A 24,399-nucleotide genomic window follows, 5' to 3' on the forward strand; every position below is an offset into this window, starting at 1 on the left:
ACGCGGAGCGACAACAGCCGCTCAATCGGCCGATGAGCGACGCAGAATCCGAATCACGAACCAATGCCACCGAATACACGGTGAGCGAGATTTCCGGCGCGCTGAAGCGTACGGTCGAGGATGTCTTCGGCCATGTGCGGGTGCGCGGCGAAATTTCCGGCTATCGCGGGGCCCACTCTTCCGGCCATGCCTATTTCACGCTGAAGGACGACCGCGCGCGGCTTGACGCGGTGGTCTGGAAAGGCACGATGGGCCGGCTGAAATTCCGCCCCGAAGAGGGGATGGAGGTGATCGCCACCGGCAAACTCACCACCTATCCCGGCAAATCCAACTACCAGATCGTCATCGACAATCTCGAGCCGGCGGGCGCCGGGGCGCTGATGGCGCTTTTGGAAGAGCGCAAGCGGCGACTGCAGGCCGAAGGGCTGTTCGACGCCGGCCGCAAGCGGCGGCTGCCCTTCATGCCGCGCACCATCGGCGTCGTCACCTCGCCGACCGGATCGGTGATCCGTGACATCATCCATCGCATCAAGGACCGCTTTCCGCTGCATGTGCTGGTCTGGCCGGTAAGAGTCCAGGGCGAGACTGCGGGGGCGGAAGTGACGGCCGCCGTCAACGGCTTCAACGCGCTGGCCTGGGATGGCGCGATTGCCCAGCCCGACCTTCTGATCGTGGCGCGCGGCGGCGGCAGCCTTGAGGACCTCTGGGGGTTCAACGATGAAGGGCTGGCGCGCGCCGTCGCCGCCTCGCGCATCCCGGTGATTTCGGCCGTCGGCCACGAGACCGACTGGACCTTGATCGACCTCGTCGCCGACATCCGCGCACCGACGCCGACAGGTGCGGCGGAGATCGCGGTGCCGGTGAAAGCGGACCTCGAAGCGACACTAGCCAGTCTTGGCGCACGTCTCAAAGCAGCCACCTTGCGCAATTTCGAACGCAAGCGGCAGGCTTCACGTGCGGCGGCCCGGGCACTGCCCTCGCCCGACCAGTTGCTGGCGCTGCCGCGACGGCGGCTGGACGAGGCGGCCAGCCGGCTTAGCCGGGGGCTGATGGTCTCCACCGAAAGAAAGCGAGCTCGGTTCTTCGCCGTGAAGCTCACTCCGGCAACGCTGTCGCGGCGGATTGCCGAGGCGCGACGAACCAACGACCGCAACCTTTTGCGCGCCCAGGGGGCGCTGCGCGCATTGGCGAGAGCCCGGCGCGCGGAACTCAATCGCGCAGCGGATCAACTGCCAAAATGCGCAAAAGCATCCCTGCAACGGCACAGGCAGCAACTGGCTTTGCTGCAAGGCCGCATTACGATCGAGCCAACGGCACGGCGGCAAACCGTGCAGAGGGATCTTCTGACAGCTTTGACGAGACGCGGCACGCAAGCGGTACTGCTCAGGCTGGAGCGACTGCGCGGCCGCATCGTCCAATCCGAGAGGCTGATGGCAACGCTGTCGCACAAGGCTGTGCTGGCCCGCGGCTTCGCGCTGGTCAAGGATGCCGACGGCGCGGTGATCAAACTGGCAGTTGATGTGGCGCCGGGCGCTGGCCTGCAGCTGGAGTTCGCCGACGGCATCGTAAATGCAGTCGCGACCGGCGACACCGAGCGGGTGCAGGCCGTTGCCAAACCAGCGGCCACGCCGCCCGCCAGCAAACCCGCCGCAAAGCCGACGGCCAGCAAACCGAAAGAACCGGGCAATCAGGGCTCGCTTTTTTAGAGGACCGCATGACCGGACATGACCCGCATCTTCAAACGCCGGCGGGCAAGCCGCGCGCCCGTGCTTTCGGCATTGCCTTCGAGGGCACGCCGGGCGGCTTCAACACCATCACCGATGTGCCCGGCGTATCGGTCGGCTATGCGACGCTGATTTCCGGCGAGGGTCTGCTCGAGGTTGGCACGGGGCCGGTGCGCACCGGCGTCACCGCCATCCTGCCGCGGCCGTTGGCTGAGCTCGCCACGCCGGTGTTTGCCGGTGTCTTCAGCCAGAACGGCAATGGCGAGTTGGTCGCACATTATCGAGGAAGTCGGCGCCTTCAACCTGCCCGTCACGATCACCAACACGCATTCCTGCGGCGTCACCCGCGACGGCACGCTGCGTTGGATGCAACGCGTGCTGCCGGCGGCGCTCGACAGCGGCTGGGGCCTGCCGGTTGCGGCGGAGACCTATGATGGTTTCCTCAACGACATCAACGGTCATCACGTCGGCTTCGAACATGTCGAAGCCGCGCTCGACGGTGCCGCCGGTGGAGCGATCGAGGAAGGCAGTGTCGGCGGCGGCACCGGCATGATTGCCTTTGGCTTCAAGGCCGGCTCGGGCACGGCATCGCGCATCGTCGAGTGGCAGGGCATCAGGCATACGGTCGGCGTATTCGTGCAGGCGAATTTCGGCAAGCGGCGCAATTTCACACTGCGCGGCGCCCGCGTCGGGCCCGATCTGGTAGAGCCGGCGATGCGCGAAGGCACGCCGCGTGCCGAAAAGGGCTCGATCATCGCCATCGTCGCCACCGATGCGCCATTTCTGCCGCACCAGCTGAAGCGGCTGGCAAAGCGCGTGCCGCTCGGCATCGCCATGACAGGCGGCTTCGGCTACCACAGTTCGGGCGACATTTTTCTGGCCTTCACCACCGCCAATCCGCAAGCAGCACTTGCACCGTCGGGACGAACCGCAAACGCCGCTTACATCCCGGACGTCGATATCGATCCGTTCTTCGATGCGGTGGCGCAAGGCGTAGAGGAGGCGATCCTCAATGCAATGGTCGCCAATGAGGATATGAGCGGACGCGACGGCAATTTCGTGCCGGCGCTGCCGAAGGCCTGGCTGAAAGATCGATTTGGATAGAGGACAAGGCCTGGCGGCGCCAGGCCTGTTGCGTCACGGCTTGGCCGCGTTGCTCTGGTCGGCCTCGGCCGCCTCTTCGAGCCGCGATGCGATCAGTTCCTGGATGTCGCCGACTTCTTCCTGGATATCTTCCAGCGGAATGCCGACCTCAGCGGCCTTGGCCGCGCACTCCTTGGCGAGGGTCTCGGCCTGCTTCTCGATCTTTACCGGCGAGTGCTGGCAGTGGACCTTTTCACCGATCCATCCGCGCAAGAACTCGATCGCATGTTCACTCATACTGCTTTTCCCTGGCGGCTATGCCGGTTGGTAACCGTAAACGTCCGCACCCGGTAAAGGATGCAGGCTGCCATTCCAACCGAGTCGGCTTCGCCCGGCAAGTTGATCTTGTCGGAGGTCCGAAGAGCCGAATGAAGGGAAGGGTTCAATGAGCACGTTCTGATTGTTTGATAGAGTGGTGCGTTGGCCGGGATCGGCATCGGCTCTATGCTGTTGTTCTTACGATCTTTTCCTGCTGTCGACGGCCGATTTGTATCACAATAGGGATCACAACGCGTAACACATTTTCTGCTGCTTCGTGGTACACTGCCACAGCTACACGGTCGAAGCCGCCGCTATATAGTGACATCATTATGCGATGTCGACTCTATCAGCCATCCTGCTGCTTTCCGCCGCGCTGTGTCAAACGTCATCCCCGTCCAGTATGGAGATTGGATGGCCCCGGAGGGCGTATGAAGATGTTGATTTTATTGCGTTTCGTGGGCCAAAATCAGAAAGCTCTCGTCAGCGTCACCCCGCTCGACTGCCTCCGCCACACTCAGCGCCTCCGACGTCGATTCCTTGCACGTAAGGCGCGGGCCGGATGAACGACAACATTGGCGCTTTGGCAGCGCGCTCCTGCTAAGGACGATGTCTCGATGCAACAAGCTCTGCCTTTCGCTGCGCCGTCTCCAGACCGATTGAGATGAAGGCGCGCGCATGCCGGGCCAATTCCATATTGTCGGACCACAGATTGCGCCAGATCGCGGTCTTCCGTGACAGGTTCTCGTCGACGATCTTCGACGAGAAGGATTCAAAGCTGAGGTCGTCCCTATAGCCGATCGCGGTCAGCGCATCGAAGATGGCGGCAAAGTCGATATTGCCGGTGCCGAGGAAACCGCGATGGCTCTCGCCGATATGGACATAACCGATCTTGTCAGCGGCATGGCGGATAGCCAGTCCGACATCGGCCTCCTCGATGTTCATGTGGAAGGTATCGAGGTGCAGGAAGATGTTGTCGGAGCCGGTGTCCGCGATGAAGGCCAGGCCTTGTGAAGCGGTGTTGAGCAGATTGCTTTCGAAGCGGTTGACGATCTCCAGATTGAGCGTGACGCCGGCGGCCTTGGCCGTCTCCGCAACCTTCGCAAGTGTCCCCGCGCTGCGGTTCCACTGATCGCGCGTCGGCGCCTGCGTCTGCAAGCCGTGGCTGGTACTGAGGATGCCGCCAATCTTCTGGCCGCCGAGATCGCGGGTGAGCGCGATCGTCTCGTTGAGGATCTTGACGCCGCGCGCGGCAACCGCCTTGTCGGCACTCGAAATGTCGCCGTCGGCCGGCAGGCCGATGCTGATCGCGACGCCGAGCTTGAGGTCGGCGATGCGCCTGGCCAACCCGCCAACGTCGACATTGGCCGGGTCAAGATAGGAGAACTCGATCAGGTCGAAACCGGCCTCCTTGGTGTTGGCCAGCGTCCGTTCGAGGTCGCCTTGCGCCGAACTCGCCGACCAGACGAAGGAATGAATACCGCTGCGCGACATGATCGTCTCCCGTTTCTGAATTGAGATGCGGCCGGGTTGCCCCGGCCGCATCGGCCTTGGGAGGCTTAGCGGGCTGCGGTCCAGCCCTTGTAGTCTTTCAGGTTCTCGGCCGTGATCAGCTTCGGGTCGAGCAGCACGGTCGGCTCCGCCGGCTTCTTGCCGGCAAGCAGCTCAGCCGCCATCGTCAGCGACTGGCCAGCCATCACATAGGGATCCTGCGAAGCCGAGGCCTTGATCATCGAGGTGCCGGAAGCGAGTTCCTTCTCGATATCGGGCGCTCCATCCACTGCGGTGAAGATGAACTCCGAGCGATTGAGCTGCTTGGCCGCAAGCTGGGCGCCGATCGCCGTCGGATCGTTGATGGCAAACACCGCATCGATCTTGTCGAAGCGGGTCAGCAGCGACTGAAAGACCTTCAGGCCGCCGTCGCGCGAGCCTTCGGCATTCTGGTCGTCGGAGAGGATCTTGATGTCCGGGTGTTTTGCAAGGACGTCCTTGCAGCCCTTCACCCGCTCCAGGATCGACGACGACGCCGGGCCGTTGAGGATGACGTAGTCGCCCTTGCCGCCGGTGTGGTCGACCAGGTACTGGCAGGCCTCTTCGCCGGCCTTGACGTTGTTGGTCATGACGGTGACGTCGGCGCCTGGCGCCGAGACGTCGAAGGCGGCAACGACGATGCCCGCTGCTTGCGCCTTCTTCACCGCCGGGCCGATCGCCTTGGCATCGACCGCATTGAGCATGATCACGTCGACCCCGGCGGCGATGAAGGAATCGACCTGAGAGACCTGCTTGTTGAGGTCGTAGTCGGCCGACACTGACGTCACCTCGACCTTCGGGTTGATCTTCTTGGCCGCGTCCTCGATGCCCTTGATGGTGGCGACGAAGAAGGGGTTGCCGAGCAGGCCGACCGAGATGCCGACCTTGTTGAGGTCCTTGGCCGATGCGGGCGCGATGGCGGCAGCCGCGAGTGCGACGCCGCAGAGCAGTTTAGCGATGGTCTTCATTGCTTTCCTCCAATTGCCCCGCGCCTCTCACGGTGCGTTACACAAACCGGTCGTTTACGCCGGCGACCAAGGTCAATCACGTTCTCGCTCCTGCCTGGAGCCTGTAGCGGTCGAGGGCGACTGCCACGATGATGACCAATCCCTTGATGATGTACTGCCAGATGTCCGAGACACCGGCCAAGATAAGCCCGTTGGAGAGCACCGCTATGATCAGGCCACCGATCAGCGTACCCCAGATCGAGCCGACGCCGCCGACGAAGCTGGTGCCGCCGAGAATGACCGCGGCAATGGCGTCGAGTTCGTAAGACTGCCCAAGCTGCAGCCCGTTGGCCGCATAGAGCCGGGCCGCTGACATGGCGCCGCCAAGGCCGGCCAGCAGGCCGGAAACGCCATAGACAAAGAGCAGCACCAGCGGCACCTTGATGCCGGTCAGCCGCGCCGCTTCGGCATTGCCGCCGACGGCATAGATCCAGGTGCCGAGCACGGTGCGCTTGAGCACCAGCCAGGACAGCACCACGACCGACAAGGCGATGATGACCAGCCAGGGAACGCCGAACAGCGTACCGTTGCCGATGAAGTCGAACGGCAGGTCCGAGTTGAACACCGTGGTGTCCTGGCCGAGCAGGCGGGCGACGCCGCGCACAGCGGTCAGCGACCCCAGCGTGACGATGAAGGGCGGCAGTCTGATATAGGCGATCAGCAGCCCGTTGATGACGCCGAAGCCGAGGCCGACGAGAATGGCCGCCGGCACGCCCAGCAGTCCCCAATCAGGCACCAGCGACACCATCACCGCCACCATCGCCGAGGCGGCAAGTATCGAGCCGACGGACAGGTCGATCCCGCCGGTCAGGATGACGAAGGTCATGCCCGCTGCCAGCACAATGTTGATCGACGATTGCTGCATGACGATCAGCAAATTGGTCTGGGTGAAGAAGCGCGCGTTCATCAACTGAAAGCCGACCGCAAGCAGGATCAGGATCGGCAGCATACCAAGGGCGGCGAAGGCGGTGCGCAACCGCCGGCTCCTGCCGACAACCTGGCCACTGATCTCGGTCGCCTTGTCGGTCATCCCTTAGCCGCTCCCGTTGCAAGTTCCATGATTGCTTCCTGGCGCAGCGGCTGGTCTTTGGACGCCGTAACCTCGCCGGCAATCGTGCCGTCGCGCATTACCAGCACGCGGTCGGCAACGCCGATCACCTCCGGCAGTTCGCTGGAGATCATCAGGATGGCGATGCCCTTTTTGGCGAGATTGTCGATCAGCCGGTAGATTTCCGACTTCGCTCCGACATCGACGCCGCGCGTCGGTTCATCCAGGATGACCACTTGCGGCTCGGTCTCGAGCAGGCGGGCAAGCAACACTTTCTGCTGGTTGCCGCCCGACAGCGAACCGGCATTGGCCTGTACCGACCTGGTGCGGATGGAGAGATCCGAAACGGCAGTGGCAGCACGTCTCTCGGCGGCTTTGAAATCGCGCAAGCCGCCGGGCCGCGCATCCCTGGCCAGCACGCCCATGCTGATGTTGTCGGAGATCGACATGTCGAGAAAGAGGCCGAGCTCCTTACGGTCCTCGGTGAGATAGGCGATGCCGGCATTCAGTGCCTCGCTTGGCGAGCCGATGGTTACGGGCTTGCCGTCGAGTTCCAGCGTGCCGGCGATGCGTCTGTCGGCACCGAAGATCAGTCGCGCGAGTTCGGTGCGGCCCGAGCCGACAAGGCCAGCCAAAGCCAGCACCTCGCCCTTATACAGTTCGAAGGAGCAGTTCTTCAGGAGATTGCCGTCCGCCATGCCGCGCACCGACAAGGCGACCGCGCGCTTGTTGTCCGGCGGGCGATGATCCTTCCTGTAAAAAGCGGACAGGTCGCGGCCAACCATCATCGAGACGAGGCGCGAGGCGTTCAGCTCGGCGCGCTCGAGCGTGCCGACATAGCCGCTGTCGCGCAGCACGCTGACACGGTCGGCCAACTGGTAGACCTCTTCCATGCGGTGGCTGATGTAGATGATGGCGATGCCTTGCGACTTCAGCGTCGCGATGACCTCGAACAGACGGTCGGTCTCGCGCGAGGTCAGCGAGGTGGTTGGCTCGTCCATGACGATGATGCGCGCGCTGGTCGAAAGCGCGCGGGCGATTTCGACCAGCTGACGCTCGCCGAGCGACAGGCTGGAAACCTGGGCCCGTGCGGAGAAGGACACGCCGAGACGCTTGATGATCTCATTGCTGCGCCGGTAGCACTGGTCGCGGTCGACGATGCCGAAACGCCTCGGCTCATTGCCGAGGAAGATGTTCTGCGCGACCGTCAGGTTGGGCGCCAGCGACAGTTCCTGATAGATAACCGCAATGCCGTGAGCCCGCGCCTTGATCGGGTCGCCGGTGGCGACCGGCACGCCGTCGATCAGTATCTCGCCGCCGGCATCAGGCCGATAGGCGCCGGACAGCACCTTCATCAAAGTCGACTTGCCGGCACCGTTTTCACCCATCAGCGCATGGACTTCGCCGGCATGGACGGTCAGCGACACGTCCTGCAAGGCGCGGACTGGCCCGAACGTCTTCGAGATGTGCCGCATTTCCAGCACTGGCTGGCGCGTGACTTCGGCCTGAGCAGCGACGATCACCGTGCGCCTCCCGCTGCCGCGCGGGGGATGCCCTGCTCGCCGATGAGGCCACGCCATGTGTCGCGATATCGGGCAAGTCCGGTGAAGCTTGCAGCACGCACGGGCTCCGGCACTTCCGCGGCAAATTCGCGGCCGACGGTCTCGAAGGCCAGCGCCGCCGCCCCGGTGGCGCTGCCCTCCAGTGTGGCCCCTTGCAGGAAGGCCTGGCTGGGACGCAGTTGCGCCACTAGCCCGGCGAGCAGGCCGCCAGCGTTCAGTCCGCCATCGACGATCACGGTGTTGTCCGAATGGATCTGGTCGAGGCAGAGGTCGACCATCAGCGCGACGTAGAGCAGCGCCACGGCTGCGCGTTCCTCGGCGCTCGGCATCCGACCGACCAATTTGCCGGCGCGGCCGGGCATTGGGCCGCCCGGCGCGAAGCTCGGCAGCGCCATGCTGCCGGCGTTGATCACCCGCTGCACCGCCGCCGGCGCGATCGCGCCTTGCCAGCCGTCGCTGATCGTGGCGAATTCGCGCCCGCCCATGAAGCGGATGGTCGGCACAGGGCCGCCGTCGACATCGACATTGACCAGCATGTCGCGCTGGCCATCGAGCTCGTCGAGCAGGCAATCCGGATTAAGCACGACGACCCAGGTGCCGGTCGAGACGACGGTGACCGGGCCAAGCTCCTGCCGGCGATAGGCATGGAGCGCGGCATTGCTGTCATGGACACCATTGTGGATGGCGATCCGCCGCTTCGTGTCGCCGAGGCGTTGCTCGCCGATAACCGAGCCCGCCCGCTCGAAGGCGGGCATCCGGTCGCGCCAGCCCTCGATGTCGACCAGCGAACTGAAGTCGCGCTTGCGCGGCGCCCATAAATGCGAGTGGCAGCCGAGATAGGACACTTCCGAGACCGCCCGGCCGCCAAACCGCCAGCTCCAGTATTGTGGATAGCCGAGGATCGATTTCGCGGCCGTGAATGCACCGGGTTGCACCGCCTGTAGCCACAGCATGTGGCGACCGTAGTTGAAGCCGAGCGGCAATCGCGGCGAGAAGGTCTCGGTGAAATCCGGAACGAGGCGATCAATTTGCGCGGCAATATCAGCCGGCGGCTCTTGCTCGTAATCGAGTATCGGATGCGTCAGCGCCGCCTCGTCGACCAGGGCAAAGGTGCAGCCATGGCCCGACACCATCACGCCCTCTACGCCATGGATGTCGGCGGCCTCGCTTACGGCGCGAACCGCCCAATCGTGAAGTGCTGCCTCATCAAGCACGCTGAAGCCATCTTTGCGCATCCAGTTCGGCCGGGTCCGGCGCTCGTCGACGATGCGCCCGTCCTGAGCGAAGACGAACAGCTTCGAATTGGTCTTGCCGAAATCGAGGACGGCCATCTTCACTGGATGGCTCCCGAAGCCGAAGCGATGCGCACCATGACGCCCGCGCCTTCCAGCATGCGCGCGTCGACGTCGGACAGGCCGTCATCGGTCACCAGCGTGCCGATGCGCGACAAGGGCAGCGCGATGTTACGGGCGTGGATCGACAGCTTACGGCTGTCGGCCAGCACCACGATCTGGTCGGCACACAGGCTGAGATCGGCGATGGAGCGGACCAGCAGCGGGTGCGATTCCAGCACGCCCTCCTGGCCAAGGCCTTGGGCGCCGAGAAAGAACTTCGACGCGTAGAACGGCTCCGCCTGGGTCGGTGAATGGATGATGCCCGGCTCACGATGCAGATCGCCGCCGGCAACGGTCAGGCTGCAATGGCCGTGGTCGCTCAGATAGGCCGCGAGCGGCATCGAATTGGTATAGAGACGGATGCTGCGCTCGGCGAGCTTGACCCCGAGGTGGAAGCAGGTCGAACCGCCATGCACGATGACCGCATCGCCGTCGCGCACCATCGTGGCCGCGAGAGCGGCGATCTGCCGCTTGGCCTCGACCGCGAGGTCGCGGTTCTCGTCATAGGGCCTGGCATAGGCAACACCCGCCTGTGAAGCGCCGTCGAGCGCCGAGATACCGCCATAGACCTTCCGTGCTTCACCGGCCTCGTCGATCTTGTCGATGTCGCGCCGCACCGTCGCCGCCGACACGCCGAGCTGCTCCTGCAGTTCGCGCACCGACGCGAAGGGGCGATCCCGCAGCAACTCGACGATCTGACGCTGGCGGCCGGAGTCGCTCAATCGTTTTTCCTCCCAGAAGCCGTTTTTGCCACGGCATTTGACGCAACTTACTCAACATCTTTCCGATTGCAAGAACCTTTGATGACATTAGATCACTATTGACGTAAGTCGCTCGCATCTGCGATACACATCAACATCCCACGACGGGTATCCGAAGCTGCGAGGCTGGCGGAGCTGATAGAGGAAATGCGCCATGGCGACCTATGCGGATGCGCAGGAAATGGCTGCCTTGCGGGCGCTTTCGGCCAGCATCGGGCGCAATCCAAACCTGACCCAGGCCGCCGGCGGCAACACCTCGCTGAAAGCCGGCGACACGCTGTGGATCAAGGCTTCCGGCACATGGCTGAAGGATGCGCTCTCCGAAGACATCATGGTCCCGGTGGCGATGGCGCCGCTGCTCAGGGCTGTCGAACAGCGCGACAGCGCCGCCGACCAGCCGCAGATCTTCGCCATCGAGACGCTCAACGCCCGGCGCCTGCGCCCTTCGATTGAAACCACCGTTCACGCTTTGATGCCGCAGCGCGTCGTCCTGCATGTCCATTGCGTCGAGACCATTTCGCTGGCGGTACAGGCCGATTGCGAGGTGGAAGCCGCCAGACGCCTTGATGGTCTCAAATGGGCGTATGTTCCTTATTTCCGTCCAGGCCTGCCGCTTGCCCAGGGTATTGCCGAGCGGCTTCAGGCTGAGGTCGACGTGCTGATCCTTGCCAATCACGGGCTGGTCGTCGCGGCCGATACCGTCGCCGAGGCCGAAGTGCTGCTGCGCCGCGTCACGCTGCTTCTGGCGCGGCCGGCGCGCCAAGTGGCGGAACCGGATGTTGCGGGATTGGCGGCGCTGGCCGGGAAAACCGGTTACAGGCTGCCGGCGGAAATCGAGGCGCACGCGGTCGCCATCGATCCCGAAAGCCGCCGCATGGCGTCCGGGGGCAGCCTCTACCCCGATCACGTCATCTTTCTGGGTCGGGGGTCGGTGGTGGCAAAGCCCGGTGAGGATGTGCCGCGCGTCATCGAGCGGTGCGGTGCAAAGCCCGTGGCGATCCTGTTTCCCGGGCTGGGCGTGCTGATGCGCGGCGACGCCAGTGCCGGCGCCGACGCCATGCAACGCTGCCTTGCCGACGTGACGGCACGCATCGACATTGCAGCGCGGCTGAACTACCTCACCGCCGCCGAGAACGATGAACTGGTCAACTGGGACGCCGAGAAGTATCGCCAGAAACTCAATGCCGCCAGCCGCTGACACGCCGCTTGCCATAGGCATCGACATCGGCACGTCCGGCGCGCGCGCGGTCGCCATGCGTCCAGATTTTTCCATTGCCGCGCGTTCCGCCGTTTCGCTCGAGTTGTTTGGCCGGAATGCCCGCGACCCTGCAGTGTGGTGGTCAGCGGTCGGCGCAGCGCTGGCGGAACTGCTTTCGGGCATCGACCGAACAGCGGTCCGATCGATCGCTGTTGACGGCACTTCAGGTACGTTGCTGCCGGTCGACGGCGCCGGGCGGCCGCTGGCCGAGCCGTTGATGTACAACGATACGGTCGCCGACAACGCCATTCTGGTCGCGATCGCTCGCGAAGCCCCAGCGACCAGTGCCGCACTTGGGGCAACGTCCGGTCTTGCCAAGGCGCTCTGGTTCCAGCGCACGCCCGGTGTTGCCGCGGTGCTGCATCAGGCGGACTGGATCGCGGGACAATTCTCCGGTCGCTTCGATGTCAGCGACGAGAACAATGCCTTGAAAACCGGTTACGACATCACGGCCCGCTGCTGGCCGGACTGGATTGCGGCCACCGAAATGCGCATGGAGTTGCTGCCCGGCGTCGTCAGGCCGGGCGATGTCGTCGGCAAGCTAACCGCGGATGCCGCGGATATGTTCGGCTTACCGCGCGAAATCGCCGTCGTCGCCGGAACGACCGATGGCTGCGCCTCGTTCCTGGCGACAGGTGCCGCGGCAATAGGCGACGGCGTCACCGTGCTGGGGTCGTCGTTGACCGTCAAGATCCTGTCCGACCGGCCTATCTCGGCGCCACGCTTCGGCATCTACAGCCATCGGCTTGGAGATGTCTGGCTGGCGGGCGGCGCATCGAACTCCGGCGGCAAGGTGCTGACACAACATTTCCCTCTGGCGCGCATCGTCGAGCTGAGCATGGCGATCGACCCGATGACCGAGACCGGCCTCGACTACTATCCTCTTGCCACTGCAGGCGAACGCTTTCCGATCGCCGATCCGGCACTGCCGCCTCGTCTTGTGCCGCGACCGGTGGAGGACGCCGACTATCTGAAAGCCATGTTGGAGGGTATCGCCGCGATCGAGGCGCTCGGCTATGACAGGCTCGCAGAGCTCGGCGCGCCGCGGCTGACGTCGGTCAGAAGCGTCGGCGGCGGTGCGGCGAATGCCGCCTGGACGGCGATCCGGCAGCGCAGACTTGGTGTTGATTTCCTGCCGGCGCTTTCGCACGAAGCCGCCGCCGGCACGGCGCGGCTGGCGCTGACGGGCGCAAGCGCGGCGGGGCTTCTATGAGCGCGAAAACAGTCGAACACCTCAACGGCGTCAACCAGCTGGCCGAGCGCTATGATTTTTTCCTGCTCGATCAGTTCGGGGTGCTCCATGACGGCGCCAGCCCCTATCCAGGGGCGGTGGAAGCACTGTCGGCGCTGAAGCGCGCCGGCAAGACCATTGTGCTGATCTCGAACTCCGGCAAGCGGGCGGGGCCTAACGAGAGCCGGCTGCTAAAGCTCGGCTTCGAACCGGGAAGCTGGGACCATTTTGTTTCTTCCGGCGAGGTCGCGTGGGAGTTCTTCCACGACATGGCGGTATCCGGAAAGCTACTGCCAAACACGAAATGCCTGTTGATAAGCCGCGACGATGACCGCTCGGCGATCGAAGGTCTGCCCTTCGCATTGACCAAGGACGGTGACGATGCCGGGCTGGTGCTGATTTCGGCCAGCGAGGGCGACCGCTACGATCTTGAGCACTATCGCCGGCTTCTTGCGCCGGCTGCGGTGCGGCAGGTGCCATGCTTTTGCACCAACCCTGACAAGATCATGCTAACGGCAGTGGGGCCGCGCTTCGGCGCCGGCCGGCTGGCGGATCTCTACGAGGACCTCGGTGGTAGCGTCACGCGTATCGGCAAGCCTTACCCCACTATATTCGGCGCTGCGCTAGCGGTGGCAGGCAATCCAGACCGCAGCACTGTGGTCTGCGTCGGCGACAGCGTCGAACACGACATCGCCGGCGGACTTGCTGCCGGCGTGGCCACGGTGCTGGTTCTGTCAGGAATATTGGCGGACACACCTGACCTGTTCGACCTATTAGACACGATGGACGCCTACCCGGATTACACCATGGATGGCTTCAGGTTTCGCTGATTTGATTAACCCGGCAGCGCTCGCGCCCGAATCCGGCCTCAACGCCTCGTGGCCACGAGCATTGGCCGGCTGGCTCAAGACTGCCGAACAGCGCGGATCCAGTCGAGCCGCGCGGCTGGAATGAGGCCGTAATTGTAGAAATTGACGCCGTCCACACCGGGCGCCAGCGCCGGCTTCACCTTGGCCGCGAGGATGTCGGGGCGGGCCATTTCCGGATAGAACAGCCGGTAGCCGGCGCCGAGGAATTTGTCCGCGCCCAGTGCCGCACGGCCGGCCGCCATCAGGCTGGCGACATCGCCGGCCTGCATGTCGTAGGCGCACAGGATCGCCCCGTCGCAGACCTTGCCCAGCGCTGCCAGATCGCAACCGCCAAGCCAGCCGTCTTTCAGATCGATAATAACGACCCGCGTCGTGGGATCGGCTACCTCGCGCAGTTCGGCGACCAGGCTGGTCACTGGCTCGAATCGCCACAAGAGATAGGCATGGAGCTCCGGCCACGGGGCAAAGGCGTCGAGGCCGCAGGCGGGGAAATCGGGAAAGCGCCGCTCAGGCACCGCACGCTCGCAGGTCTCGACGATCCATTGCCTGGTCAGCTTGCGCGCCGCCTCGGCATCGATGCCGGCTTTTGCCGCACGGGCGACGCAGGACGGACAGAAGCACAGAGACAAAAGAAAATCGTCTTCCGGCGTCAGCCCGACACCGTCCTTCTCGTGATGGTATTCATGGGCAAAGCCCATGAAGGACGGGCTTTCAAGTTCTATCCGGTCCGGCCGGTAGCTGTGCGAGATGTCGGCGATCAGCGCGCGGACATAGGCGCGCGCATCGGGATGGGACGGGCAGAGATTGTAGTAGTTGGCATCGCCGAAGGCGTTGCGGGTGACGGCCTGCGGATGCAGCATGCCCAGGCGGGTGTTGTGCAGGCAGACCGTCCAGCACGAAACGCCTAGCCCGCCTGCGTCGCGCCTGCGGATAAGCTGACCGAGCACGTCGCCGCCCTCAGCGATCACGTCAGCCACCTTGGGCTGGATGGCTAGACTTCCCCAGCGCGCAGCGGTCGGCTTGAAATAGATGGTGCCGTCCTCAGGGAAATAGGCCTTGCGGCGCGGGCTGCGCGGCTGCAGGAAGCGCCCGGCATGATAGGATGTCGCCAGGCTGATCATGTTGAGCCCGGCGCGCTCGACAAGATCACGTTCGACCGTCTCCAGGCCGAGATCCTGGATGTCCCAGGGATAGGTCCACATGGACAGTTGCTGCATGGAATATCCTCTGCCTTTGGCTCAGCCGTCGACCGGCTCTGCGACCTGCATTAGGCAGTCGCCCGCCTCACACATCGTGTGCAGCCGGCGCGACAGCACCAAGCCGCTTTCGGCGAAATGCAGGGCCTCCTCGGCAACATCGAGCCGCTCGAGATCGTGGTACCAGCCGGCCAATTGTCCTGAAGTGACACTGTCGCCGAGCCTGGCGGCGGGCTCGAACCAGCCGCGGCGGGTGGCATAGAGGCCCTGGCTGTGCCTGGACAGGGACAGCAGCCTTGTCGGCGCCGAAGGCTTTTCGCCTGCGCCAAGGACCGGCGCGTCGACCACACCCATTGCTATCATCAGACGGTCGAGTGCGCGGGCCGTGATCGCCATTGAATCGACCGTTGCGGTGCCACCGCCGCCGAACTCACCGCTGACGCCGAGGGCGCCGGCGCGGCGCGCTGCGCCCATCGAGGTTGGCGAGGCCTGGCCGTTGTCAGCGATAAAGCCGTAGGGCATGCCGAGCGTGCGCATCAGCTCGACGCCACGCCGGTGGCGCTCGGGATCGGCGTTGCGTTCGACCAGCGCGGTCGGCAGATGCTCCATCGACGTGCCGCCCGAATGGATATCGAAGACGACGTCGTGACGGGGGAACAGCTCCGTCTCAAGGAAATTGGCGAGCCGGCTTGTCGGCGTTCCCGAGGGATCGCCGGGAAAGGCCCGGTTGAGATTGCCGCCGTCGAGCGGCGAGCAGCGCTTGGCGGCCATCACCGCAGGGGCGTTGGCCATCGGCATGATGGTGATGCGGCCCTTGATGCGCTTCGGATCGAGCCGGCGCACCAGTTTTGCCAGCGACAGCTCGCCCTCATATTCGTCGCCGTGATTGCCGGCCATCAAAAGCAGTGTGGGGCCGTCGCCGTTGCGGATGAGGCAGATCGGCACCTTGACCTGAAAGTAGGGCGAGCGATCGATCGAGAACGGGATGCTGAGATGGCTGAGCGTCTTGCCGTCGCGGTCGAACTCGAGCGTGTGGGCGAGGCCGGTGTGCATGGTCAGACCGCCGCGACCGCGGTGATTTCGATGCGTAAATCAGGGTCGGCAAGCCGCGCCTCGACGCAGGCCCGCGCCGGCAGCCGGGCAGGATCGATCCAGGCGTCGTAGATGCTGTTCATGGCCTCGAAATCACCGATCTGCGGCAGGAAGATGTTGACCGCCACCAGCTTCGACTTGCTGCTGCCGGCCTCGACCAGCAGCGCCTCGACTTTGGCCAGCACGTCGCTGGTCTGGCCTTCGATGCCGGCCTTGCGATCGTTGGCCACCTGGCCGGCTATGTGAACGAGGCCGCCATAGACGACTGCCTGCGACATGCGCGAGCCGGACTGAAAATACTTGATCATATCGGATCCTTTCGAGGTTCTCTTTTTGGGGATCTGGTCAGCCGAACCAGGTGGGAAAAGCGTGGCGGACGTGGCCGGTCGCGTCGACGCCGAAGATCACGCGATAACGGTCGAGGCAGGTGCAGGGATGCGAGATGCCGAATTCGACGACGTCGCCGACGGCGATGTCGTCGCTCGGCGCAATCGACAGGAAGGCATGCTGGTCGTTGAGCTTGACCACCTCGGCGCGCGCCGCCGGCATCGGCAGCGGCTTGCGGGCACGAAAGACGGTGAGCGGCGTTGGAAAGCCCTGGTCGAACGACACGTCGCGCATGCCCATGCCGCAGATGGCAAGGCCCGGCTCCGGCCGCGACAGCACTTCGGCCCACAGGCGTAGCGCAGGGCGAAAGGAATGCCGCGCCGAAGCGCTGATGCCGCCTATGGCAAAACCCTTGCGGGCATCGAGGGCGCCGAGCGAACGGTCATAGGTGCCGTGGTCGTGGAAGAAGATGGCGCCGCTGCGCAGCACCAGCGTTGCGTTGCCGTCGCTGGAAACGAGGGGTGCAAGCGCCGCGACCGCCTGGTCGAAGAAGGCGGAGCCGCCGGCCGTGACGATCAGGGGTGCGTCGCCGCCGACGCGGGCACGCAGCCGCAGGAACATGTCGGCGGTCATCGCCAGCAGGCCGGATATCACCTCATCGGTGCGACCGGGCTCGGGTTGCGCCGCCGCCCCTTCATAGGTCGCAACGCCGGCTATCAGCAGCCGCCCGCCGGCAGCCGTGATCGCATCGGCGATGGCCTCGGCTTGCGCGGTGGTGCGGGCGCCCGCCCTGCCCGCACCAAGTTCGACCAGCACATGCAAAGGCGGCAGTGCCGCATTGGCGCGCCAAGCCTCGGAAAGCGCGTTCACGGCGTCGACCGAGTCGGCAAAGACATAGAGCTCGGCATCCGGCCAGGCACCAGCAAGCACGGCCAGCCGGTTGGCGCCGCCGGCTCCGCCAACCTCATTGGCGATGATCAGCCGTGTCAAGCCGGCCTTCAGCATCACTGTCGCTTGCCTGATGTCGGCGACCGTCGTGCCCCATGCGCCGGCCTCGACCAGCGACCGGGCAAGGTCGGGCGCCATCGGCGTCTTGGCATGCGGAGCGATCGCAACATTGTGTTCGCGCGCATAGCGCAGGAACAGGTCGCGATTGGCGGAGAAGGCCGCCTCGTCGAGGGTCAGCACCGGAAGCGCCATGCGTCCATCGGCCGGATGCCAGTGCTCGGCCGCGACAAGGCTGCTGTCAAGCCCGGTTGTGCCGGGAGGCACGCCGCGGATGCGGTCGTCGAGCTGAAAATTTTCGTGCACCGAAAGGGCTGGAACCGGTGAGTTTTCAGTCATCCGATGCTAACCCTTTCACCGTCGCAGAACGAAGCCAGAATCGATCGCCGGTCACAGCCTGAGAGAGATACGTGCCAGAACCTTACGCCGGACCGATCATCGACGCCCATCATCATCTTTGGGATCTCAGCCTGGGACGGCATCCCTGGCTCGCCGCCACGGCCGGCGAGCGCGGCGGCCTGGGCGAGCTTGGCCCCTTGCGGCGGAACTATCTGCCCGGGGATTATGCGCGCGATGCCATAGGGCATAATGTCGTCGCCACCGTCCATGTCGAAGCCGGCTGGGCGAGTGGCGACTGCATCGGAGAAACGCGCTGGCTTGAAGCACTCGACAAATCGCGCGGCGTCGCCGCCCGCTATGTCGTTCACGTGCCGCTCGCCGATCGCCAGGCGCCTGCGCTGATCGAAGCGCAAGCCGCGTTCGAGCGTGTCGCCGGCGTGCGCGACATATTGAGCTGGGATCCCGACCCTGCCCGCCGTTTTGCGGCCCGTGACAGCATCATGGACGATCCGGCCTGGCGCGCCGGGCTTGCCTTGCTTGGCCAGCATCGGCTGGCCTTCGACCTGATGGTGTTTCCGCGCCAGCTCGCCGACGCGGGGCGGCTTGCCAGGGCCCTCCCCAACCAGCAATTCGTGCTCAACCATTGCGGTAGCCCGATCGACCGCGACGCCGATGGCATGCAGGTGTGGCGCGACGGGCTGCGGCTTCTGTCGCAATGCGACAACGTCGCCATCAAAATATCGGATCTGGTCGCCTACGATCATGACTGGACGCTCGACAGTCTGGAGCCCGTCGTCCTGCATTGCATCGATTGTTTCGGCACCGGTCGCGCTATGTTCGGCAGCGACTTTCCGGTCGCCGGCCTGCATGCCTCGTTCGATGACATATATGACGGCTTCAAAACCATCACAGCGGACTTTTCCGCCGACGAGCAGACGGCGCTGTTCTTCGGCAACGCAAAGCGCATCTATCGGCTCGACGATGTGTCATCGGCGCGCCTGCTCCCGGCCTGAGAGCAGCAGCAGGCCGAGGATCAGCGAGCCGAACAGGATGCTGCGCCAGCCGGGCGATGCGTTGACGACGGTAATCAGCGCGGTGATGGTGACCAGCAGGATGGCGCCGGGGATGGTGCCGGCATAGGTGCCGAGCCCGCCGAGGATCGAGGTGCCACCGAGGACCACGGCGGCAATCGAGGCGAGCAGATAGGGATCGCCGATGCCGACATAGCCCTGTCCGTTCATGCCCAACACGAGCACGCCGGCAAGTCCCGAGCAGAAGCCGCTGATGCCGTAGACCGCAAGCGTCGTGGACGTGACCGGAACACCGGACAATGCCGCGGCAAGTGGGTTGGCGCCCATGGCGAAAATCCGGGCGCCGAGCGATGTCGCATGCATCGTGGTCAGCACGATCACCGAGACGACCACCCACAACAATACGCCAGCGGGAATGCCGGCCGGCCGGCCATTGCCGAGCCAGTGGACCAGCGGGTTCTCGGCGGTCACGGCGCTGCCGCCGGCGATGATGATCAACAGACCCTGCAAGAATGTCGCCATGGCCAATGTCATGATCATCGGGTGGACGCGCAGCAAAGCGACGCCGAGCCCGTTGACCAGGCCGATTGCCGTGGTCAGCACCAGAACGGCAAGAATGGCGGTGATGCCGGTCGGATCCACCTGCCAAGACAGCAGCGGCAGGCTGACGGCGCTGACCGTGACGATGGCCGCGACGGAAAGGTCGATGCCGCCGGCGATCACCACAAAAGTCTGGCCCGCGGCAACCAGGCCGATGACGGCGCCGAGCTCCACCAGATAGCGCAGATGGCCATAAGCGCCGAAGCCGCGCGAAACGAAGCTCGCCACGATCCAGACCGCGGCAACGATGGCAACGGTGAGAAACGGCCGGCTGCGCAGGACCGTCAGGGCGCGTTTGCCGCCCGCGCTGTCATTCCATGCTGTCATTGCTGTGCCTTGCGGAATTGCGGGATGGCGACCGCGCCGATGATGATCAGGCCCTGGGCCACATATTGTGCGACCGGCGTGAAGCCGAGGAAGAACATGACGCTGATCATCAGGCTGAGCAGCAGGCTGCCGGCAAGCGCGCCGCGCATCGTGCCCTGGCCGCCGAGGAAGCCGATGCCGCCGAGCACCGCAGCGGCAATCGAGTTCAGGGTAAAGGCGGCGCCGATGACCGGGTCGCCCGAACCGGTCTGTGCGGCGACGAACAAGCCGGCGCCAGTGGAGAGCAGACCGCTGATCGCATAGGCCGCAATGCGCGCGCCGTCGACCGGCACGCCGGAGCGATAGGCGCCGACCGGATTCTCGCCGGCGGCATAGAGGCTCAAGCCAAGCGGCGTGGCGAGATAGAGCTTCCACAGGAGAATGATGACCACCAGCAGCACGAATGCCGCCGGTGTGTTGCCGGCAAGCAGGTCGGACAGCCACGCCGGGATTGCGCCGCCGGGCCGCGGCAGGATCAGCAGTGCGGCGCCGCCGGTGATGAACGACCCGGCAAGCGTCACCACGATGGCCGGCAGCCGAAGCCGTACCACGATGAAGCCGGTCGCCGCCCCGATGCCGAGGCCCGTCAGCGCCACTGCGGCAGTGCCCCCGGCGACGCCCAGCGGCCCGGCCATCGTCGTCGCGGCGATGACCGCGCCCAAGCTGACCGTCGCGCCGATGGCTAGGCTGATGCCGCCGGTGAGCATCAGGATCGCCTGCGCCATGGCGACCAGCGCCAATGGAAACCAGCTCTGGGTGAATTTGGCGAAGCCGGACGCCGTGAACAGGCCCGGAAAGAGGACGCCATAGGCGATGAGAAACACCAGGACGACGGCAAACAGGCTGCGCATGCCGACATTGCGACGCATCTGCACCGGCCAGTAGAGCGCATCGGTCTGCCGGGCGGAGGAAGATGTGTTCATGCCGCAACCTTCCGCTGTTCGGCGCCCATCGCCGCGGAGACGATGGCTTCCTCGCTCAGCGCTCCACGCGCCAGCATGGCGACGATGCGGCCTTCGCGGACGATGGCTACACGGTCGCAAAGGTGCACGAGTTCGGGCGTGTCGGAACTGAGCAGCACGACCGCCTTGCCGGCGGCGGCGAAATTGCGAAGCATCATGTAGATCTCACGTTTTGTTTCGACGTCGACGCCGCGCGTCGGATCGTTGAGCAGAAGCACCAGCGGGTCGTGCGGCATCCATTTCGCCAGCGCCACCTTCTGCTGGTTGCCGCCCGATAGAGCCTGCGCCGCCCGGCCGAGGTGACCCTTGATGCCGAGTTGGGCGGCAAGGCTTTTGGCCGTCTCGCCCTCTGCGCGGCGGCTGCGCAGCTTCAGCGCCGGCAGCCTGGCAAAGGCGGGCAGCATCATGTTGGTGATGATGGGATGGACCAGGTGCAGGCCCTCGCGCTTGCGATCCGCGGGCACATAGGCCAGCCCCAGCGCGTTGGCTTTAGGCACGCCGCCGGGCAGGCCGGAGGCGCCGTTGACGGTCGCCGACGCCGTCCGTGCCGGAATGGCGCCGTAGAGACCGAGCAGCAGATCTTCCTGCCCTTGCCCGACCAGGCCGCCAATGCCAAGCACTTCGCCCGTTTTGATATCAAGATCGACGTCGCGCATCAGGCCGGCCGAAAGATTTCGGACAGAGATAGCGTCGGCAGGCAAACTGGAAGGCTGCCATTGCGGAAAAAGATCACCGGGATCGCGGCCGACCATCAGCCGAACCAACCCGGCGGCGTCGGTGCCTTCCAGGGTGCGGTCGGCCGTGCAGGTGCCGTCCTTCAGAACGGTGACGTGCTGGCACAGCGCCATGACTTCGTTCAGTCGGTGCGAGATGTAGAGAATGGCGATGCCTTCGCCGCGCAACCGCTGCAGCAGATCGGTGAGAATTTTGGTTTCGGTTGCCGATAGCGACGATGTCGGTTCGTCGAGAATGAGCACGCGCGGCCGGCGGTAGAGCGCCTTGGCGATCTCCACCATTTGGCGGCGGCCGAGCGACAGATGCCCGACCGGCGTCGACAGCGGCTCGTGCAGCCCGACAAGTTCGCATGCGGTCCTCGCCCGCGCAGCGAGTTCGCGGTAGTCAATCAGGCCGAACCGTTTGGGATAGGCGCCGAGACCAATATTTTCGGCGATGGAAAGACTGGCCGTCAGGCTGAGTTCCTGCTGGACGACGGCGATGCCGGCCTGCCGCGCAACAGCCGGCGTCATGCGTGAGACCGCGCGTCCATCGACCTCGATCGTCCCGCCATCCGGTCTCAAGGCGCCGGACAAAAGGTTGATCAAGGTCGACTTTCCGGCGCCGTTCTCGCCGAGCAGCGCATGCACGCGGCCCGGATGGAGAGCGATTGAAACGTCGCGCAGGACGGGGTTGCCGAAGAAAGACTTCGACACACCCCGCGCCGCGAGCAGCGGAGCCATGGTTGTCAACGCTACAACCCTTCAGGCTTATTTCTGAGCCAGCAGCTTCTTGAACAGCTCCTCATCGTAAGGAGAAAAGATGTAGCCGTCAGCCGGGAAGTCCTTGGCCCGGGCGAGGTATTCGTCGATGTTGGAATTGTCGATTACCGGCAGCGGAATCTTGACGAAAGCCGGCACATCCTTGCCTTCCAGCGCCTGGACGGCAGTGTAGGTTGCGAAGGCGCCGAGCCAGTTCGGCTGCATCGTCGCCCAGCTCTTCAAGCCCTTTTCTTTCCAGAGTTCCAAAAACTGCCGGGCGTTCTCACCGGTGATCGGCACCTGTTCACGGCCCTGCTTGTCGAGGGCCAGCACGGCGCCTGCCGACAGAGCGCCGCCGAGCGACAGGATGCCGTCGATCTCGGGGTTGGCGAAGAGGAGGCTGGTGACGGCTTCCTGTGCCGGCGCGACGTTGTAGGGCGTGTTGGTCTCGGCAAGCACCGTCACGTCGGGATGGGCCTTGAGCTCAGCGTCGGCGCCTTTGCGCCTGTCATCGCTGACCGAAACCCCGGCGGGGCCATTGAGGATCAGGATCTTGCCCTTGCCGCCGATGGCGTCGATCAGGAACTTGGCGGCCTGGTCGCCCCATTGCGAAGAATCGGTGTTGACCTTGGCGGTGACCTTGTCGGTGTCGACGAGGCTGTCGAAGTTGATGATGGCGATGCCCTTGGCGCAGGCGTCGGCCAGAACGCGTGCCGGTGCGGTCGACGAACCGGCGATCAGGATGATGGCGTCGACATCGGAATCGATCATCGACTGAATCTGCTGGATCTGGACGTTGGCATCGCCCTGAGCGTCGGTGACGACGAGCTTGTCGACCAGTCCCTGCTTCTTCAGGGTCTCGACTTCGGCTTCGATCGTGCCTTGGGTCTGCTTCATCCAGGTCGGCACGGAATAGATGTTGGCCCAGCCGATCGTGTACGGCGCCTTGCGGTCGCCCTTGATGCAGTTGGCGGCGGCATTGGCCTGCGAGGCGACGCCAAAGCTCAGCACGAGACCGAGGCAAAGCGCGCTGGCGGATGCGAAAAACGGTGATTTCATCATGACTGTTCCCTTCAGAGGTTGTGGCCTCGACGTGCAGAACAAGGGCGAGGAACCCGTCGGTCGCCGGGTCTTGGAAACCGTGTGTCCTCTAGGGATTTGTCTGCGTCAGGCTCGTTAGTTTGTCTGGTATTTCAGACAATGTGTCTGTATATCGGACAAATTGGATGCTAGACCGAGCCTTGACATCTTTCAAGCGCCTTGAGACGAGAACCGAAATGATTTTGGCGGATGGTCATGAGCGACGGCACTAACGATGCGATCGGGAAGGAAGCCGGCGCGGAGCCGCGCAACGGCGAACGACGACGCGGCATTGACCGCGTCATCATGCTGCTCGAGGCGTTGCTGCGGCACCGCGCGCCAATGCGCGTCGGCGACATCGCCAAAATGATCGGCGCGCCGCGTTCGACCACCTACGAGATCGTCAACAGCCTACTCGACGCCGAAATGCTCGAAAACGTCGGCGGTGAAGGTTACGTCTATTTCGGACGCGCCATGCATCTGTTCGGCTGGGCCTACTCACATCACAATGCCCATTACCGTCGCATCATCGAGACCTTGGATAAGTTGGCCGCCGAGACAGGCGAGACGGTCCAGCTATGCGGCCTGCGTGGCAACAAATACGTCGTTCTTGACTGCCGAGATTCGCCGGGCCCGTTCCGGATCTCAAGCGATGTTGGGGTTGAGGTGCCGATCCCATGGACGGCATCCGGACGGCTGCTCCTCGGCCATATGAACGAGCAAGAGTTGAGGGATTTCATCCCATCTGGCGACTACAAGCTTCCCGACGGCCGCATCATTGCACCAGCCGAATTCTTTGCCGATGTTGCCCTGGCCCACCGGCAGGGTTTCAGCGAGACCGCCGCTCTGGCGGACCGCTTCACCTGGTGCATGGCAGCGCCCATCCATGACGGCCACGGCGCCATCAAAAGGACCTTGTGTCTGGTGTTACCCGTCGACACGCCGGAGCCACGGCGCGACGAACTGCTTGCCTTGCTGCGCGAGCGCGCCCGTGGACTGTCTCTGGCGGGAGGCTGACGATCAGCCGTCGTGCCCTCTGGTTGAAGCCTCTTAAAGGCACATGGATTCGGTTGTGTGCGTCAAGTTCTGCAAAATGGGCGATCATGAAACTGGTCATGCGGCTTGGCGTAGAGCGAGCTTC

Annotated in this window: 21 protein-coding genes and 1 pseudogene; 7 read left to right on the forward strand and 15 right to left on the reverse strand. The window is 64.4% G+C overall.

Translation table 11 applies throughout. From position 1 onward, the window contains the following. Positions 1-32 precede the first annotated feature (32 nt). Positions 33-1,706, forward strand: a complete 1,674-nt coding sequence (xseA, locus tag X750_RS138310) for an exodeoxyribonuclease VII large subunit (protein WP_023748633.1) — start codon at positions 33-35, stop codon at positions 1,704-1,706. Positions 1,707-1,714: 8 nt separating this feature from the next. Beyond that, positions 1,715-2,828: pseudogene (locus tag X750_RS01000000163385) on the forward strand (P1 family peptidase). Between the two features lie 33 nt (positions 2,829-2,861). Here the strand turns inward: X750_RS01000000163385 and X750_RS138305 are convergent. From X750_RS138305 to X750_RS138275, 7 genes are all read right to left on the reverse strand, one after another. Beyond that, positions 2,862-3,104, reverse strand: coding sequence for a DUF768 domain-containing protein (locus X750_RS138305; protein WP_023670565.1), 243 nt, complete (start codon positions 3,102-3,104; stop codon positions 2,862-2,864). A gap of 621 nt (positions 3,105-3,725) precedes the next feature. Next, positions 3,726-4,619: a sugar phosphate isomerase/epimerase gene (locus X750_RS138300; RefSeq protein ID WP_023748636.1), complete on the reverse strand. Its 894-nt coding sequence runs from the start codon at positions 4,617-4,619 to the stop codon at positions 3,726-3,728. A gap of 65 nt (positions 4,620-4,684) precedes the next feature. Next, positions 4,685-5,623, reverse strand: a complete 939-nt coding sequence (locus tag X750_RS138295; protein WP_023670567.1) for an ABC transporter substrate-binding protein — start codon at positions 5,621-5,623, stop codon at positions 4,685-4,687. Between the two features lie 76 nt (positions 5,624-5,699). Beyond that, positions 5,700-6,692 (reverse strand): ribose ABC transporter permease, encoded by a 993-nt coding sequence (locus X750_RS138290; RefSeq protein WP_023738261.1) that lies wholly within the window; start codon positions 6,690-6,692, stop codon positions 5,700-5,702. Continuing rightward, positions 6,689-8,185, reverse strand: a complete 1,497-nt coding sequence (locus tag X750_RS138285) for a sugar ABC transporter ATP-binding protein (RefSeq protein ID WP_050588083.1) — start codon at positions 8,183-8,185, stop codon at positions 6,689-6,691. Before X750_RS138285 ends, X750_RS138290 begins: the two co-directional genes overlap by 4 nt. A gap of 44 nt (positions 8,186-8,229) precedes the next feature. Further along, positions 8,230-9,609 carry an FGGY-family carbohydrate kinase gene (locus X750_RS138280; protein WP_023748637.1) on the reverse strand — a complete coding sequence of 460 codons (1,380 nt, stop codon included), beginning with the start codon at positions 9,607-9,609 and terminating at the stop codon, positions 8,230-8,232. After that, positions 9,606-10,388, reverse strand: coding sequence for a DeoR/GlpR family DNA-binding transcription regulator (locus X750_RS138275; protein WP_023748638.1), 783 nt, complete (start codon positions 10,386-10,388; stop codon positions 9,606-9,608). The genes X750_RS138280 and X750_RS138275 overlap by 4 nt, the downstream gene beginning before the upstream one ends. Positions 10,389-10,581: 193 nt before the next feature. Here X750_RS138275 and X750_RS138270 point away from each other — a divergent pair, with 193 nt between their 5' ends. From X750_RS138270 to X750_RS138260, 3 genes are read left to right on the forward strand one after another with little or no spacing between them, the layout of a single operon-like run. Beyond that, positions 10,582-11,625, forward strand: coding sequence for a class II aldolase/adducin family protein (locus X750_RS138270; RefSeq protein WP_023748639.1), 1,044 nt, complete (start codon positions 10,582-10,584; stop codon positions 11,623-11,625). Next, the gene (locus X750_RS138265) at positions 11,609-12,898 is read left to right on the forward strand and encodes an FGGY-family carbohydrate kinase (protein WP_023748640.1); all 1,290 of its coding nucleotides are present in this window, start codon (positions 11,609-11,611) and stop codon (positions 12,896-12,898) included. Before X750_RS138270 ends, X750_RS138265 begins: the two co-directional genes overlap by 17 nt. Then, complete coding sequence (locus X750_RS138260; RefSeq protein WP_023748641.1) at positions 12,895-13,746, forward strand: TIGR01459 family HAD-type hydrolase; 852 nt, start codon at positions 12,895-12,897, stop codon at positions 13,744-13,746. The genes X750_RS138265 and X750_RS138260 overlap by 4 nt, the downstream gene beginning before the upstream one ends. A gap of 74 nt (positions 13,747-13,820) precedes the next feature. Here X750_RS138260 and X750_RS138255 read toward each other — a convergent pair whose 3' ends face one another. Genes X750_RS138255 through X750_RS138240 form a run of 4 tightly spaced genes read right to left on the reverse strand, consistent with a single transcriptional unit; the run spans position 13,821 to position 17,744 of the window. Continuing rightward, positions 13,821-15,002 (reverse strand): hypothetical protein, encoded by a 1,182-nt coding sequence (locus X750_RS138255; RefSeq protein ID WP_031243564.1) that lies wholly within the window; start codon positions 15,000-15,002, stop codon positions 13,821-13,823. Positions 15,003-15,023: 21 nt separating this feature from the next. Beyond that, positions 15,024-16,034 (reverse strand): succinylglutamate desuccinylase/aspartoacylase family protein, encoded by a 1,011-nt coding sequence (locus X750_RS138250; protein ID WP_023748643.1) that lies wholly within the window; start codon positions 16,032-16,034, stop codon positions 15,024-15,026. Positions 16,035-16,036: 2 nt separating this feature from the next. Continuing rightward, positions 16,037-16,381, reverse strand: coding sequence for a RidA family protein (locus X750_RS138245; protein WP_023670576.1), 345 nt, complete (start codon positions 16,379-16,381; stop codon positions 16,037-16,039). Between the two features lie 37 nt (positions 16,382-16,418). After that, positions 16,419-17,744 (reverse strand): alanine racemase, encoded by a 1,326-nt coding sequence (locus tag X750_RS138240; RefSeq protein WP_031243566.1) that lies wholly within the window; start codon positions 17,742-17,744, stop codon positions 16,419-16,421. Between the two features lie 71 nt (positions 17,745-17,815). Here X750_RS138240 and X750_RS138235 point away from each other — a divergent pair, with 71 nt between their 5' ends. Next, positions 17,816-18,757, forward strand: coding sequence for an amidohydrolase family protein (locus X750_RS138235; RefSeq protein ID WP_023707958.1), 942 nt, complete (start codon positions 17,816-17,818; stop codon positions 18,755-18,757). Here the strand turns inward: X750_RS138235 and X750_RS138230 are convergent. From X750_RS138230 to X750_RS138215, 4 genes are read right to left on the reverse strand one after another with little or no spacing between them, the layout of a single operon-like run. Further along, positions 18,731-19,702: an ABC transporter permease gene (locus tag X750_RS138230; RefSeq protein WP_023748645.1), complete on the reverse strand. Its 972-nt coding sequence runs from the start codon at positions 19,700-19,702 to the stop codon at positions 18,731-18,733. The two genes, X750_RS138235 and X750_RS138230, sit on opposite strands and share 27 nt — an antisense overlap. Then, a complete protein-coding gene (locus X750_RS138225; protein WP_023704489.1) occupies positions 19,699-20,664 on the reverse strand; it encodes an ABC transporter permease in 966 nt (321 codons plus the stop codon). Before X750_RS138225 ends, X750_RS138230 begins: the two co-directional genes overlap by 4 nt. After that, positions 20,661-22,160 (reverse strand): sugar ABC transporter ATP-binding protein, encoded by a 1,500-nt coding sequence (locus X750_RS138220; RefSeq protein WP_023748646.1) that lies wholly within the window; start codon positions 22,158-22,160, stop codon positions 20,661-20,663. The genes X750_RS138225 and X750_RS138220 overlap by 4 nt, the downstream gene beginning before the upstream one ends. A gap of 27 nt (positions 22,161-22,187) precedes the next feature. Then, positions 22,188-23,240 carry an ABC transporter substrate-binding protein gene (locus tag X750_RS138215; RefSeq protein WP_023748647.1) on the reverse strand — a complete coding sequence of 351 codons (1,053 nt, stop codon included), beginning with the start codon at positions 23,238-23,240 and terminating at the stop codon, positions 22,188-22,190. Between the two features lie 228 nt (positions 23,241-23,468). On the opposite strand from X750_RS138215, the gene X750_RS138210 reads away from it, so the two are divergent. After that, the gene (locus X750_RS138210; protein WP_023748648.1) at positions 23,469-24,275 is read left to right on the forward strand and encodes an IclR family transcriptional regulator; all 807 of its coding nucleotides are present in this window, start codon (positions 23,469-23,471) and stop codon (positions 24,273-24,275) included. Positions 24,276-24,399 lie beyond the last annotated feature (124 nt).

It is taken from the genome of Mesorhizobium sp. LNJC391B00 (assembly GCF_000502535.1).
GTDB lineage: Bacteria > Pseudomonadota > Alphaproteobacteria > Rhizobiales > Rhizobiaceae > Mesorhizobium.

Excerpts from the sequence above, each read along its gene's own strand:
- X750_RS138290 (WP_023738261.1), bottom strand. The coding sequence starts at position 6,692 with ATGACCGACAAGGCGACCGAGATCAGTGGCCAGGTTGTCGGCAGGAGC.
- X750_RS138215 (WP_023748647.1), bottom strand. The coding sequence starts at position 23,240 with ATGATGAAATCACCGTTTTTCGCATCCGCCAGCGCGCTTTGCCTCGGT.
- X750_RS138255 (WP_031243564.1), bottom strand. The coding sequence starts at position 15,002 with ATGCAGCAACTGTCCATGTGGACCTATCCCTGGGACATCCAGGATCTC.
- X750_RS138305 (WP_023670565.1), bottom strand. The coding sequence starts at position 3,104 with ATGAGTGAACATGCGATCGAGTTCTTGCGCGGATGGATCGGTGAAAAG.
- X750_RS138250 (WP_023748643.1), bottom strand. The coding sequence starts at position 16,034 with ATGCACACCGGCCTCGCCCACACGCTCGAGTTCGACCGCGACGGCAAG.
- X750_RS138260 (WP_023748641.1), top strand. The coding sequence starts at position 12,895 with ATGAGCGCGAAAACAGTCGAACACCTCAACGGCGTCAACCAGCTGGCC.
- X750_RS138300 (WP_023748636.1), bottom strand. The coding sequence starts at position 4,619 with ATGTCGCGCAGCGGTATTCATTCCTTCGTCTGGTCGGCGAGTTCGGCG.
- X750_RS138285 (WP_050588083.1), bottom strand. The coding sequence starts at position 8,185 with ATGCGGCACATCTCGAAGACGTTCGGGCCAGTCCGCGCCTTGCAGGAC.
- xseA (WP_023748633.1), top strand. The coding sequence starts at position 33 with ATGAGCGACGCAGAATCCGAATCACGAACCAATGCCACCGAATACACG.
- X750_RS138210 (WP_023748648.1), top strand. The coding sequence starts at position 23,469 with ATGGTCATGAGCGACGGCACTAACGATGCGATCGGGAAGGAAGCCGGC.
- X750_RS138245 (WP_023670576.1), bottom strand. The coding sequence starts at position 16,381 with ATGATCAAGTATTTTCAGTCCGGCTCGCGCATGTCGCAGGCAGTCGTC.
- X750_RS138295 (WP_023670567.1), bottom strand. The coding sequence starts at position 5,623 with ATGAAGACCATCGCTAAACTGCTCTGCGGCGTCGCACTCGCGGCTGCC.
- X750_RS138225 (WP_023704489.1), bottom strand. The coding sequence starts at position 20,664 with ATGAACACATCTTCCTCCGCCCGGCAGACCGATGCGCTCTACTGGCCG.
- X750_RS138230 (WP_023748645.1), bottom strand. The coding sequence starts at position 19,702 with ATGACAGCATGGAATGACAGCGCGGGCGGCAAACGCGCCCTGACGGTC.
- X750_RS138270 (WP_023748639.1), top strand. The coding sequence starts at position 10,582 with ATGGCGACCTATGCGGATGCGCAGGAAATGGCTGCCTTGCGGGCGCTT.
- X750_RS138265 (WP_023748640.1), top strand. The coding sequence starts at position 11,609 with ATGCCGCCAGCCGCTGACACGCCGCTTGCCATAGGCATCGACATCGGC.
- X750_RS138240 (WP_031243566.1), bottom strand. The coding sequence starts at position 17,744 with ATGACTGAAAACTCACCGGTTCCAGCCCTTTCGGTGCACGAAAATTTT.
- X750_RS138220 (WP_023748646.1), bottom strand. The coding sequence starts at position 22,160 with ATGGCTCCGCTGCTCGCGGCGCGGGGTGTGTCGAAGTCTTTCTTCGGC.